The following is a 13,641-nucleotide window of genomic DNA, read 5'->3' on the forward strand; positions in this document are numbered from 1 at the left end:
TTGCATAAAAATCCAAGAATGAAATCTGACAACGATTTAATCAGTGCTTCCTTAGCAGGACCCGCCGGAAATGGGATGGTGCCATTCTGCATCGGCCATCCAATCCCATACTCCCGGCTTCCGCAGATTCCGACGGAAAACCGGATCACGGGAAAAAGGAAAACAGAAAAGTATGATAGCAGGAAACGTAAATCCCTTTCCCCAGCCCTCTTTTTCCCCCCTTTCTTTGGGCGTAATTCATGAAACCAGCCGGTTTCATGGGAATCCATGGAAACGATAGAAAACGCATATGATTCCTGTTCGTTTCTTTATACTCCTATTCTGCCACTCCATATATCAGCAGTAAAACTGTTAATAATTGTATTTATTACAGTAATTTAATTGTTATTATGATGGTGGTTTCCACCGGATCCGCCATTTCCGCCTTTTCCAAGGGCATCCACATCTGCCGGCGCATCGGTTAAAATCGTCAAAAATGTACTTAAAACAGCCTGTAACGGGTCAGAGGGAATCAGTAAGGTAACTTTACGGTTCCGGTTCAAAATGATGAATACAGGCGCCATTGAATGGTTCAGTGTGCCAAACTGTTAAAGCCATAGGACCGGCATGTTGGCACTTATAGACATAGCCTTGAGCGAATCAGCGTCTTCGACGCAAATGCCCTCCTCAGTCTGCTTCGCAGACAGCTCCCTCGGAGGGGGAGCCAGGTATCCTGCCGGCAGCATGGCGCAATAAAAAAACAGTGAGAAATGGTTTCCATTTCCCACTGCTTCTATACAGGGCCTCAGGCCTTTTCTACCTTTTCCGTTTTTTCTTCTTTTTCTGCCTTTTCGGTTCTGGCCTTTTCCGCTTCTTCCATCTTACGGCGGGCGGTTTCCAGGGTTTCCTTACTGGTACCGTTCTCCAGTTCCACCTGTTCCCCATGGAAATCTTCGGCGGTCAGCTCGTCTTCACGGCCACCCATTTCGGTGCCCTTCTGACGGAGCTGCTTGATGCCTTCTTCAAAGGACATTTCCGGATGTTCCTGGAAATAGCCCTGGTCCCGGAGTTTCTTTTCCATGGCCTTATAGGTGAATGTAATGACTTCTTCCTGGGGAATCCGGATCTGCCCCGGCATGCGGCGCTCGAATTCCTTCCAGAATTCCTCGGACGCCTTCATGAGCACCCGGCCTACCTTCTTATCGCTATCGATATCATAGAGCAGGGACCAGATGGGGCGGTTGTCCAGCTTCGCATATTCATGGAAGGTATACCGGTAGGTTACAGGCTTCATGAGCTGGTTCTTGAAATGGTGAACCCCGAAAATTTTTTCATAGGGAATGGACAGTTCCTTCTTGTGTCCCACGCCGGTCTTCAGCATGTAGAGCCGGTCCTTTTCGAGGCGGTATACGGTCTTCGTGAGGGTCGTATCCAGGAGCCACCACAGGAGGGCTGCCTGCATGCCCAGGTCAATCACCGGCACCCGATGGTGGACGATGCCCCAGTACCCGGTCCAGCAGACATAGGCGGCCCAGAGAATATAGGCTGCCGCCACCAGGATCAGGTAGGGTTTATACAGATAGGAATGATCCACGAAATCCTTCGTTTCATTTGTCTTTGCCATACATTAGACTCCTTAAAGCAAAAGCATCGAACTGCAACAATGGCATTATTATACCATTTATTTTCTTCTATGTCAGTGAGAATTCTTATCCATTATAAGTCCGGGACAGCGGCGGGATTCCCAGGTAAAAGAGCCCCATGCCCACGGCATACACGAAGACGCCGATAATGAAGAACTGGGCCCCCACGATGAGGACGCCCCGGGTGATTTCCAGGGGGCCATGGAAGTTGGGATCCATGAACGTGTAGGGATAGAGATGGGATTTCCCGTGGGTCACAATGGTTACCCAGGCCCGGAAATAAACGAAGACCACATAAAAGGCGGGATATATCATCCAGGTGAATATGCTGTACCAGTGCATATCGGTCTTATCCACAAAGAAGATATAGTCCACCGTCATAAGGATGGGGATGAAATAGTGGAAAATATAATTGTAAAAAGAGAAGTGCTCATAGCTGATATCATTGAGCTTATGGGTGCGGATGGCACCGGGCCGGACAATGAGGTGATACATGAGGGACAGGGTCCCCAGGCTCGCCGCCACGATGTACCGGCAGTCCGCGGTATAGAGGAATGGAATCGGCGCCCGGAAGAGAGTCGCCCCCAGCCATACCAGGAACAGGGTGAATGTGGTGAATGTATAGTACTGGATACGGGACCAGAACACAAAGGGCGTCAGCACCTTGTGCTTCATAAGAAGAATCAGCCCCAGAATGAGCAGGACAAAGACCGCCCACCGATAAATCAATGCCACCGGCATAAAAACCTCCCGAAGGACAACAGAAAAAGGCCCGAAGGCCTTTGTATGAAAACCGCCTGTACTAAAGCAGGGAAAATCCCATTTTTCTTATTTTCTATGCTTCCGGTTTCTCCGGTTCTGCTTTCTCCTGGCTTCTGCCCTCATCTGGCGGACTTCTTCTTTTTCCCGTACTTCCGCCTCTGCCGCCTGCCGCTGCAGCTGCTTCTGATGGTAGTTATAAATATTCATTGCCAGGCATACCAGAATCATGACGCAGATAGCCACAGTCCGCACATTGATGCCATTCGTGAGAAGGTTCCATACGGAAAAGGCCACAGCCACGCCAAATAAAAGACCACGTGCTCTCATGCTTGAAAAATCTCCTTTACCCTGCTTAGCAGGTACTTCATGAACAGTATATCGTTATTATTTTAAATGATTTCACAGTCAATGGCAATAGGGGGATTGGGATGCATGTGTAATCCCTCCATTCCTTTGGGAAAGTACCTGGCCGCTCGTGAGGAGTGAGGCGTGAAGATTGAGGAGTGAATGACGGGGATCAGGTAGAGTCAATAGCAGCAATTACGTTTTCAGCAGAATGGCACTCCTCCTCCCTCGTCATCTCGAGCGGCGGTATGCACCGGAATGAGGAGATGTAAAAATAATACGTGAAAAAGAGCCTGCTGCGATTCTATCAATCGCAGCGGGCTCTTTTTTGACTGGTATGGAACCAGAAAATGAATGGAAAGTTGGATTGTTGTGAAGTACGGAGAATCTCAACCGCTTCGCAGCAACCCATCCACCGCTTACGCGGTCCCCCCTTGCAAGCAAGGGAGGGCTAACGTTTGGCGGCGAAGCCGCGGGACCTCAATTCTCTTTCCTCAAATCTCAATTCTCTTTATTTCAGTACCTGTCCCAGCATCCAGATTTCTTTGTAGAAGCTTTCGATGTAGTCATCCATGAGGGCGGAGGTGAGGTAGTCTCCTTCTTCATCGGTCGCTTTCTTTACAGCCAGTACGTCGTCCCGGAGAACTTTGAAGTCGGCGAGGACAGAAGCGAAGGCTTCTTCCGAGGTGACTTCTTTATTTTTCGCTTCCTGAATGGCGGTGATGGCAAGGAATCCTTTCAGCGTGGATTCCGGTTTCAAAGACAGCTTCAGCATGTCTTCCGCCACGCCGTCCACCATGCCGGCCACCATGTCGTAGTAGCTTTCCAGCTTCGGATGGTCATCGAAGAAGTGGTAGCCTTTGAGATACCAGTGATAGCTCTGGAGTTTATGGTATTCCACCACCAGGTCAGCAAGCAGTCTGTTCAGTAATTTTTCCATGATAGGTTCCTCCTTATATAAAAATGGTTTTTGCTGTTTTTCTTTCAGAAATCATATTCATTTCTCTCGATTTCTGATATAATTATATCGTGAAAATATTGATTTAAATAGCACTATTTTTCTTATTTTTGTAACTATATCGTTTTTATAAAGGAGTCCTTACAATGAAAAGCAGCGCCATTCCCCTGCCCAGGATCCCAGCCCTTCCCGGTAGTCCTGCCAGGGATTTCTATGCCGCCGAAGAGACGGCATCCCATACTCCCGGCGGCAGCCCCCTCGGCCATTATCACAAAGAGGCAGAATGCCTCTACGTGCTGGAAGGAAATCTGTCTTTCCAGGTCAATGAATCCCGGATGGTCCTCCACGAAGGGGACGTACTCATTGTGCTTCCGGGGATTCTCCACCACGACCTGATCCATGAGGAAGGGACCCGGCTCATCCGGATCCTTATGGACCCCGCCCTCCTCACCAGGGAAGCGGACATCCGCCGCCGGCTCATCCACCCCTTCTTTGACAGTGGAGAGAAGGCCTGCCTCCTCCTGCCTGCCGGCCATTCCCTTTCCCCAGCTGTTCATTCCCTGATAGGGGAAATAAAAGACGAAGAATCCTCTACAGACCCCTTCAAGGGCCTCCGGATTGCCGCTTCCCTCCATCTCCTGCTGTACCGCCTCTGCCAGGCCTTTCCGCCGGAAGACGCAAAAAAGCCCCTGCCCTCCCGGGAAGACCGGGAAACCCAGAAGCGCATGATTCACTACATCAATGAAAACTTTGGAGAGAAAATCACCCTGGACGCCATTGCCGCCGCCGGACAGGTGTCGAAGAGCAAGTGCAGCAGCCTCTTCCGGACCTACATCGGCCTTTCCCCCATCGATTATGTGAATGAGTACCGCCTCGGCGTGAGCAAAAGCCTCCTGGAAAAGGAGGATACCCCCATTGCTGACATCGCCTATACCTGCGGATTCACCAGCCAGAGCTACTTCACAAAACTCTTCCGCCAGAGCTTCCACATGACACCCCGGGAATACCGGGCCGCAGCCAGGAAGATTTGAATGGGGTGAAACGTTGAAATCCCGCGGCTGCGCCGTAGAATGCTGCTTCTTCCCCCTTTACGCTTCTCTCTTCACTTTTAAACAACGCTGTACAGCCGCCAGGCATGCTGGTCCCGCTCGACATGACGGAGGGGTGGATAGAAATAATTACTGTACGTTACCTGTAGTATGCCTCTACCCGAAAGCGTCATTTCGAGCGGTGGTAAGCGCCGTGGTGACTGTAGCCGTAAAAATCGTATGTGAGAGAGAGCCGAGAAATCTCCCGGAGAAATGACCATGACGGTGTTACAACTCTTGAATTCGGAAGGGAAAACCTGTATTCCCGAATACAAGAAAGATTTCGAGGCTCCTCGAAGCTGCAGAGATTTTATCTGTATCGTCACCATGCATACTGCCACCGCTCGAAGTGACAGGGATAGGCTATACACACAATAAACATTGACCCATCAAAAAAAGAGCCCTGAAAATGACTTACCATTTTCAGGGCTCTTTTTTGATCACAACGTCACCATAAAGTGGCCGATGAGCATGGTGAGTGCCCGTTTTGCCACCTGCCGGAAACGCTTTTCTGCTTCTTCGTAGACCTCATGGGGTGCCACGGCTTCGCTGTCAATCCGCTTCGCCACTACCCCGCACACGGAGCCCGCCGAGAGGCCCATGACGGAGCAGAGGGTGAAGAGTGTGGCATTTTCCATTTCAAAATTCGTACATCCCAGGTGACGGTACTCTTCCAGGCTCCCCTGGAGGGACCGGCGCACGTAGCTGGAGAAGCTGTCGTACCGTTCCTGCCCCGGCCAAAAGCTGTCGGTGGATACGGAAATGCCCGTCTTGAAGGGCACATGGAGGGACCTCGCCGCCTCTTCCAGGGCCAAGGTCACCCGCATGTCCGCCATGGCCGGGTATTCAGCCGGTGCATAGGCTTTGGACGCCCCATCCTGCCGGACGGCGCCCTTATTGATGACCAGGTCCCCCAGATTCAGGTCCTCCTGTATGGATCCCGTAGTGCCTACGCGGATGAAGGTCTTTACCCCCAGACGGGCCAGTTCCTCCACGGCGAAGGTGACGCAGGGGCCTCCCATGCCGGTGGACATGACGAGCACCATCTCCCCGCTGACCTTTGCTTTCCAGGTGGTGAAATCCCGGTGGCTCTCCACAAAGGAAGCCCCTTCGTCCAGGGCCTTTGCCAGTCCCTCCACCCGGCCCGGATCCCCGGGCACCAGGGCATACCGGGCGCCGTCGATCATTTCGCCGGACAGGCCGGTATGATACATGACTTCCGTCTTTTCTGCATAATGGACCATGAATGGACCTCCTGAAATGATATAATCCGGACCAATCGATTTCCCCTGCCGGCTCTATCGTTATGCACGTGCCCCCTTAGAGAAGGGGCAGTCCAAAGGACCGGGGATAGATGCACCGAAGGGGTGGAACCCAGGAAAAGGGCTGCAGTCTGCGGCATGGAACGTATCTGCATCAAGCCGCAGCCCGTGGGGTTTCTCATTCCTTTTTACTTTTCCTGCTCTTCTTTCCTTTTTTCGATTTCTTTCCCTTTTTGCCTTTTTTGCCCTTCTTTTCTTTTTTGGACAGCAGTTCTTCCGCCTCCGGCAGGGTTTCGGCTTCGCTGATGGGGATCATTTCCTTTTCATCGATATTCCAGTCCCCTTCGATATTATCTTCCCCGTCCGGGTCGCCCAGGGTATGGGTCTTGTATTCCAGGTTCACATCTTCATCCATGCCTTCGTCTTCCTGCTTATCCTCATTGGCCTGGATGATTTCCTCCAGCATGCCCATCATTTCATCGGCAAGCTGGGAAATCTCCCGGATCCGTTCCTCCTCGGCGGGACGGAAATCGGGGCTTGGGGACAGCATGTAGGTCTGCAGGAATCCCTGGTTTTCCTTCAATTCTTCTTCCTGTTTTGCCAGCCGCTGCGGCAGGGTCAGTTTCTTGTCTTCCGTATCCATCATTCTTCTCCCTTCTTCTGCTTACGCTTCGTTACGAGCACCTTATCCACCCGATGGTTATCGCAGTCCATGACCTCAAAGGTGAAAGGGCCGTACACGGCCTTTTCTGTTTCCTTCGGTATATAGCCAAGGAGGTAGGTGATAAATCCTCCCAGTGTCTTATAGTATCCTTCCGCTTCTCCCGGAAGTTCTTCTTCCATGTGGAAATATTCCCGGAAATCGTCAATGGAGCAGAGCCCCTCCACGAGCCAGGAATTCTCGGACCGCCGGATGAACTTATTCTGTTCCTCCAGCATGTCCTCCCTGTCCCCCGGCATGTCGCCCACGATTTCCTCCAGCACATCGTGGAGGGTGATGAGGCCGGACAGGGTTCCGTACTCATCGATGACGATGGCTTCGTGGACCCCCCGGGACTTGAAAAGCTTCAGTACCTTCGTGAGTGTCAACGTTTCCGGGATATAGACCGGAGCATGGACATTTTCCATGAGGGACTGCTTCAGGGGTTTTCCCGGATGGAGATGCTGGTCCATGAGGACCTCCGACAGGTCCGCCAGGCCCTTGAAATCGTCCAAGGACCCCTTCCCCACGGGAAGGCGGAAATGGGAGGAATCCATCACGTCGGACCAGATCTTCTTCTCGCTGTCCTCCAGGTCGATCCAGGTGAGCTGGGGCCGGGCGGTCATGCAGTCCGCTGCGGTGCGGTCATTCAGCTCGAACACATTATCAATGATTTCCGGTTCCTCCTTATCGAAGGTACCGAGGCGGGCGCCCTGCTGGAGGAGCACCTTGATTTCTTCCTCCGACACCGGCTGCTCGCCGCCCATTTTGATACCAAGGAGGCCCACCACCATTTTTGTGGACCAGGTGGAAAAGAGGACCAGTGGCTTGCAGATGGTGGCCATGATGATCATGGGCCGGGCCACGAAGCACGCCGCCTTTTCCGGAATGGCGATGGCAATCCACTTCGGCGCCAGTTCCCCGATGATGAGGGAGAAATAGGTGACCAGCACCATCACCACCACCACGCTCACCGCCTGGGCATAGGGGGCAAGAAAAGGAATCTTTGCCAGCTCCCGCCCCAGGGGCCCCGACAGGGAAGCGCCGGAGAACATACCGGTAATGATGCTGATGGTGGTAATGCCTACCTGGATGGTGGAGAAAAGCTCCTCCTTCCGCTCCGCCAGCATGAGGGCATAGGCGGCATTCTTATTCCCTTCGTCGATCATCTCCTGGAGCTTCGTCTTCCGGGCCCCGACGATGGCGATTTCCGCCAGGGAGCACACCCCATTTCCCAATACCAGTAAAACAATGATGCAAAGTTCAAGCCATATGTGGCCGTCGTCCATATCTGCTGCTTCCTCCTTATCAAAACAGAGCCTGTTACTGGCTTTATTATATCATAGGGAAGAACGGATTGTGTCCGGGGCAATGTGGCAACCGGGAATATGAAAGATTTCAGAGTTGAGATTTGAGAGTTGCGGTTCAGCGGCTTCGCCGCCCCATTCCATCAATCCATCCTGCAGCTTTGCCGCGGCCCTTCTCTAAGGCCTGCATGCTTACGGCAGTGGAGACTTCAGCTATTAATCAGACCGTCCGATATCAAACAGATTCAGCGGCGGAGCCGCGGTGGTGATTCAAAAGGCGGCGCCTCCCATTTTGTGCGCCGCTACCACCATTTCTCATCCCGGATTCCTCATTCCTAATTAATAAGAAGATTCCATATACCCGCAATCGCCCAAATGACATAAAAAAGAAGCCCCCCAAAAGGGAGCTTCTTTCTTGTTTATGGAACTGTATTCTGATTTCTTAGAAATTAGAATTTGTAGTTCAGGGAAACGGTCCAAGCATCGTCCGGATCTTCGGAGTTGGTCAGATCAGCGTCGAATGCATATTCACCATGGAGCTGAACGTTCTTAGCGAGGGTTACATCAGTGCCAATATTCCAGAACTTGAGTTCTTTGTTGCCATCTTTGAGGTTGTCGAGCATATCGGTGCCAATGCCAGTGCCGCCGAAGTAGGTAGCTCCACCGATATCATTGTACATCACGTTGATGTTGAAGGTGCCCGGTTTCTTCCAGTTAGCTACGCCGTAGCTGATACCAGCGTTCCAAGCGTCATCCTTGGAGAACTGGGTATTGGTGTTCTTTACGTATTCACCAAGTACAGCCCATTTCTGTGCGAACGGAATGCTCAGGTCAACGCCCAGAAGTTCATCATTGCCAGAGAAGCTCTGTTTTGCAGTATTGTTGCCCTGGAATTTTACATAGTCAACGCCCAGTTTAGCGAAGTTGAAGTCATAACCAGCTTTTGCATAGAAAGCATCCTGATCATCCATCGCTGCTTTCTGATCTACAGTGTAGTCGGTATCCCACTGGCCAAAGCCTACTTTTGCATTGAATGCATCCTTAGCATAGGACAGTTCAGCACCGTCGAAGTTGTGGGAATCGCCAAAACGCCAAGAGTATTCGTTGCCAAAGTTGTTAGCATAACGGCCAAGGGTTACAGCGAAGTCGCCAAACTGATGTTTAACATTCAGTGTATCCATGTATACGCCGCTATCTTTGGTGCTGTCTTTGAAGTTCATGTTATAGGTCAGGCGGCCATTAACGGTGGTGGTATCATTAACCTGTCCTTCAACATTGATACGCATACGGCCGTCCCAAGTATCATTGCCTACGCTGTTATCTCTATAACGCATACGAGCATCGCCGGACCAGTAAATGTTGCCCACTTTCTTTTCCAGGTTGCCTACGCGAACGCCCAGGTTAGCCAGTTCGTCAGCGTATTCGCCAGCCAGTTTATCCAGTGTGGCACGCTGTTCAGCGTTCAGCTGGTCTTCTTTAGCCATGAGGCGGGCGATGATCTGAGCCAGTTCGTAACGGGTCATGTTACGTTCACCTTTGAAGGTGCCGTCCGGATAACCTTCTACAACGCCCTGGTCGGAGAGGTCGGATACTGCCTGGTAAGCCCAGTCATCAGGGGTTACATCGGAGAAAGGATTTGCAGCGTAAGCGGATACGCCAGCGGTGAGTGCTGCTACAGCAGCGATTGCGAGAATCTTTTTCATAGTTCTTCGCTCCTTATAAGAAAAAAATAAAAAGAAATGATGTCCCTCTATTTTTCCTACCGGGAGTTCGGTGAATCGGCGCCCGCTCGAGTGACCGTGTTTCCTCAGCAAGCTTCTTCACGTACTGACCCTGACTACCGTCCCGAGGGTGGGACCTTGGTCTATGTAGAGATTAACATAAGCATCGAGTAAAATCAAGGTTTCCTTACGTAAGTACTGTGTCAGCCCCTTTTACGCAGGCTTCTGTATAGGTGTACTATTTTTAATTTTTTTCTTTACCTTTTCGTGAAAACTTCGATAAATACGAGATTTCTGTCCAGAGTACAAGCAACGGTCTTTCTAATAAAGTGACTGCTATTCAATTTTACTTGGTAGATGATATAAAGATTTTCTATAAGCACACAGGGCAGGGATAGAGTCATACCGGTCATTTCCCCTTGATGTTAGAGGTGTAACACCGTCACAGGCATTTAGCTGGGAGATTTCTCGACTCTCTCTCACATACGATTTTTATGGATACAGTCACTACGGCGCTTACCTCCGCTCGAAATGACGAGGTGAGGGAAGGTATCATTTTTCTGTAAACGTTTTTCCTGTATATTTTCCTATCCCAAACCCGTCATTTCGAGCGGTGGAAGCATGCCGTATGACTCTACCACTAAGAATCGCTACAGCTTCGAGGAGCCGAGAAATCTTTCTTGTGTTCGGGATTACAGATCATTTCCCCATGATATTAGAGTTGTAACACCGTCACAACCATTTACCAGAGAGATTTCTCGACTCTTTCTCACATACGATTCTTACAATCATCTTCATTCCGACGCTTACCTCCGCTCGAAATGACGAAGGAGGGATAGCGTCACCATTGCGATTACGGTGTTCCAGAGAGACGACTTTTCCCGCTCCCCTGTCATTTCGAGCGGTGGCAGCATGCGGCATGACACTACTGTCAAGAATCGCTACAGCTCCGATGAGTCGAGAAATCTTTCTTGTGTTCGGGAATACAGATCATTTCCCCATGATATTAGAGTTGTAACACCGTCACAAGCATCTATCTGAGAGATTTCTCGACTCTCTCTCACATACGATTCTTATTGGTACACTCACCACGGCGCTTACCTCCGCTCGAAATGACGTTATAGGGAAGGTATCATTTTTCTGTAAACGTTTTTCCTGTATATTTCCCTACCCCAAACCCGTCATTTCGAGCAGTGGAAGCATGCCGTATGACCCTACCGTCAAGAACCGCTACAGCTTCGGCGAGCCCCGAAATCTTTCTTGTGTTCGGGATTACAGATCATTTCCCCATAGTATTAGAGTTGTAACACCGTCACAGGCATTTACCTGAGAGATTTCTCGACTCTTTCTCACATACGATTCTTATGGGTACACTCACCACGGCGCTTACCTCCGCTCGAAATGACGAGGTGAGGGAAGGTATCATTTTTCTGTAAACGTTTTTCCTGTATATTTTCCTATCCCAAACCCGTCATTTCGAACAGTGGAAGCATGCCGTATGACTCTACTGTCAAGAATCGCTACAGCTTCGATGAGTCGAGAAATCTTTCTTGTGTTCGGGATTACAGGGCTTTCTGCAGATTTCACCAGCGGCGAAGCCACGGTTGGGACTCAAAAGGCGGCGCTTCCCATTTTGTGCGCCGCCACCACCATTCCTCATTCCTAATTCCTCATTCCTAATTTTTTCCGTGCCATCTCTTTCCTGCAATAAAAAAGACTCCCGAAGGAGTCTTTTTTATTGATGTGTCCGAACCGGATTCGATTAGAATGCGTAGTTCAGTTCAACGCCCCAGGTGTCATCGGGGTCTTCTGCGCCGGAAGCTTTAGCTGCGAAGTTGTAGTAAGCGTCCAGTTCAACACCCTTCTGGAGAGCTACGCCTGCGCGGGCTACCCAGAAATGAACGTCAGCGTTTTCGTCAAATCCATAGTCAAGCTGGTCGGTGAGGTCCAGGGCGGAGTTGCCAAGGAGGTAGGAGCCAGCATCAGCCTTTACATAGTGTGCACCCAGCTGCCAGGTACCTGGTTTATCGGTATCTACAGCGCCATAGGTGAGGCCTGCAGTCCAAAGAGCTGCGTCTTTGGTACCATTCTTTGCATTCTTTGTCTTTACATAGTCGCCATCGAGGGTGAAGTTGCTGTGGCTGAGACCGATGGTTGCGCCAGCACCCCAGGTGGAGAGGTCTTTGCCCTTGTAAACATCATAATCACCATCGCGGCTGTCCAGGTAGAAAGCAGAAATATCAGCACCGTCAGCTACGTGGCCGGTCAGTTTTGCAAACCAGTTTTCAGTCTTGCTCTTTGCGGTATAAGCTTTTCCGATTTCGTCTTCGCCATATTTCCAAGCGTTTTCAGCGGATTTCAGATAACCATAGCCTGCATCGATGCCGATCTTGCCATTGTCCCAGCCAGCGGTGATGCCGTCGTATTCGCCATCTTCATCCCAGAATGTGCCGGTCTGGTCAAGAGCTACGCCCTGACGGCCAATGCGTACATAGGTCTGATCGGTTGGTGTCCATTCAGTATACAGACGATTCATGTATGTATTGCTGTCATCGCCGCCTTTGAAATCCATTTCATTGACGAAACGGCCATTCACAGTTACCTTGTCATTGACGTCAGCCTTTACGTTAATACGCATACGGCCGTTCCAGGTGTCGCTGTGGTCTTTAGCGCCGTCCAGGTTATGCTGGTACTGCATACGAGCATCGCCGGACCAGTAGAGGTTGCCCACTTTCTTTTCCAGGTTGCCTACGCGAACGCCCAGGTTAGCCAGTTCGTCAGCGTATTCGCCAGCCAGTTTATCCAGTGTGGCACGCTGTTCAGCGTTCAGCTGGTCTTCTTTAGCCATGAGGCGGGCGATGATCTGAGCCAGTTCGTAACGGGTCATGTTACGTTCACCTTTGAAGGTGCCGTCCGGATAGCCTTCTACGACGCCCTGGTCGGAAAGGTCGGATACTGCCTGATAAGCCCAGTCATCGGGGGTTACATCGGAAAACGGGTTTGCTGCGTATGCGGATACGCCAGCTGCCAGTGCAGCTACTGCTGCGATTGCGAGAATCTTTTTCATGTTCTTCGCTCCTTCTATGAAATATATGGGAAATGTGCTGTCCCTGTATTCTTAGAAGCGGTTCGGAAGAAATGGATTGCTCGAGTGACCGTGTTTCCTCTGCGCCTTCCTCCCTCTTCACTTCCGCCGCAAAGCAGGAACCCCTTTGCAGCCGAAACCATTATACCACGATTATTAGAATTTAACAAACGTTTACTATGATCTTATTATTATAACAAATCAGTTTCCTTATTTATTACATCTAAATATCCTGTATTTTATGGGATATCCACTATATATTATTAGAGTAAGGTAATGTATTTGTAAACACGTATTGCAGGCAGAGGAATAGAGGCAACATTGTGAGTACGACGTTCCGGAATGATGACGCTTCCCGCTCCCCGTCATTTCGAGCGGTGTGATCATGCCGTATGACTCCATCGTTAAAAATCGCTACAGCTTCGACGAGTCGAGAAATCTTTCTTGCGTTTGGGAATACAGGTCATTCCCCGTGATATTAGAGTTGTAACACCGTCACAGGCATTTTCCTGGGAGATTTCTCGACTCCTTCTCACATACGATTTTTACAGTTATCCTCATTCCGGCGCTTACCACCGCTCGAAATGACGTTAGGAGGATATAGCCACCAGAAAAATAACGGTATTTCTGAAAAATGACAGATTCCGCCCCTCGTCATTTCGAGCGGTGGTAGTATGCCGTATGACTCTACTGTCAAGAATCACTACAGCTTCGAGGAGCCGAGAAATCTTTCTTGTGTTCGAGAATACAGGGATTTTCTCCGGATTCAGGAGCTGTCACACCGTCAAAGG

At 50.4% G+C, this 13,641-nt stretch carries 11 protein-coding genes; 2 read left to right on the plus strand and 9 right to left on the minus strand.

Translation table 11 applies throughout. The features are described from left to right. Nucleotides 1-243, plus strand: a 243-nt coding sequence (locus QZR21_RS00390) for a hypothetical protein (RefSeq protein WP_296973155.1), incomplete at its 5' end; no start/stop codon positions are given. A gap of 541 nt (nt 244-784) precedes the next feature. Here the strand turns inward: QZR21_RS00390 and QZR21_RS00395 are convergent. The 4 genes from QZR21_RS00395 to QZR21_RS00410 form a co-directional block, all read right to left on the minus strand. Next, nucleotides 785-1,603, minus strand: coding sequence for a hypothetical protein (locus tag QZR21_RS00395; RefSeq protein WP_296096198.1), 819 nt, complete (start codon nt 1,601-1,603; stop codon nt 785-787). A gap of 85 nt (nt 1,604-1,688) precedes the next feature. Then, the gene (locus tag QZR21_RS00400) at nt 1,689-2,363 is read right to left on the minus strand and encodes a Pr6Pr family membrane protein (RefSeq protein ID WP_296096200.1); all 675 of its coding nucleotides are present in this window, start codon (nt 2,361-2,363) and stop codon (nt 1,689-1,691) included. Nucleotides 2,364-2,450: 87 nt separating this feature from the next. Then, on the minus strand, nt 2,451-2,711 hold the full coding sequence (locus QZR21_RS00405) for a hypothetical protein (RefSeq protein ID WP_296096202.1): 261 nt from the start codon (nt 2,709-2,711) through the stop codon (nt 2,451-2,453). Nucleotides 2,712-3,240: 529 nt separating this feature from the next. Then, complete coding sequence (locus tag QZR21_RS00410; protein ID WP_296096204.1) at nt 3,241-3,669, minus strand: DNA starvation/stationary phase protection protein; 429 nt, start codon at nt 3,667-3,669, stop codon at nt 3,241-3,243. A 164-nt stretch (nt 3,670-3,833) separates the two neighbouring features. Between QZR21_RS00410 and QZR21_RS00415 the strand changes: the two genes are divergently transcribed. Next, a complete protein-coding gene (locus QZR21_RS00415; RefSeq protein ID WP_296096205.1) occupies nt 3,834-4,718 on the plus strand; it encodes an AraC family transcriptional regulator in 885 nt (294 codons plus the stop codon). A gap of 497 nt (nt 4,719-5,215) precedes the next feature. On the opposite strand, the gene udp is transcribed toward QZR21_RS00415, so the two are convergent. The 5 genes from udp to QZR21_RS00440 all read right to left on the minus strand — a co-directional run bounded on the left by udp (nt 5,216) and on the right by QZR21_RS00440 (nt 12,832). Further along, entirely contained in the window at nt 5,216-6,019 is an 804-nt protein-coding gene (udp, locus tag QZR21_RS00420) for a uridine phosphorylase (RefSeq protein WP_296096206.1), read from the minus strand. Nucleotides 6,020-6,215: 196 nt separating this feature from the next. After that, entirely contained in the window at nt 6,216-6,683 is a 468-nt protein-coding gene (locus tag QZR21_RS00425; protein WP_296096208.1) for a hypothetical protein, read from the minus strand. Beyond that, nucleotides 6,680-8,026, minus strand: coding sequence for a hemolysin family protein (locus QZR21_RS00430; protein ID WP_296096210.1), 1,347 nt, complete (start codon nt 8,024-8,026; stop codon nt 6,680-6,682). The genes QZR21_RS00425 and QZR21_RS00430 overlap by 4 nt, the downstream gene beginning before the upstream one ends. Before the next feature lie 467 nt (nt 8,027-8,493). After that, nucleotides 8,494-9,747, minus strand: a complete 1,254-nt coding sequence (locus QZR21_RS00435; protein WP_296973162.1) for an S-layer homology domain-containing protein — start codon at nt 9,745-9,747, stop codon at nt 8,494-8,496. 1,780 nt (nt 9,748-11,527) lie between these two features. Further along, nucleotides 11,528-12,832, minus strand: coding sequence for an S-layer homology domain-containing protein (locus QZR21_RS00440; RefSeq protein ID WP_296096213.1), 1,305 nt, complete (start codon nt 12,830-12,832; stop codon nt 11,528-11,530). Between the last annotated feature and the right edge of the window lie 809 nt (nt 12,833-13,641).

This window comes from uncultured Dialister sp., from assembly GCF_900541605.1.
Classification (GTDB): Bacteria; Bacillota; Negativicutes; order Veillonellales; family Dialisteraceae; genus Dialister.

Coding starts and splice junctions, on each gene's coding strand:
- QZR21_RS00395 (WP_296096198.1), bottom strand. CDS start 1,603: ATGGCAAAGACAAATGAAACGAAGGATTTCGTGGATCATTCCTATCTG.
- QZR21_RS00425 (WP_296096208.1), bottom strand. CDS start 6,683: ATGATGGATACGGAAGACAAGAAACTGACCCTGCCGCAGCGGCTGGCA.
- udp (WP_296096206.1), bottom strand. CDS start 6,019: ATGGTCCATTATGCAGAAAAGACGGAAGTCATGTATCATACCGGCCTG.
- QZR21_RS00440 (WP_296096213.1), bottom strand. CDS start 12,832: ATGAAAAAGATTCTCGCAATCGCAGCAGTAGCTGCACTGGCAGCTGGC.
- QZR21_RS00405 (WP_296096202.1), bottom strand. CDS start 2,711: ATGAGAGCACGTGGTCTTTTATTTGGCGTGGCTGTGGCCTTTTCCGTA.
- QZR21_RS00415 (WP_296096205.1), top strand. CDS start 3,834: ATGAAAAGCAGCGCCATTCCCCTGCCCAGGATCCCAGCCCTTCCCGGT.
- QZR21_RS00430 (WP_296096210.1), bottom strand. CDS start 8,026: ATGGACGACGGCCACATATGGCTTGAACTTTGCATCATTGTTTTACTG.
- QZR21_RS00410 (WP_296096204.1), bottom strand. CDS start 3,669: ATGGAAAAATTACTGAACAGACTGCTTGCTGACCTGGTGGTGGAATAC.
- QZR21_RS00435 (WP_296973162.1), bottom strand. CDS start 9,747: ATGAAAAAGATTCTCGCAATCGCTGCTGTAGCAGCACTCACCGCTGGC.
- QZR21_RS00400 (WP_296096200.1), bottom strand. CDS start 2,363: ATGCCGGTGGCATTGATTTATCGGTGGGCGGTCTTTGTCCTGCTCATT.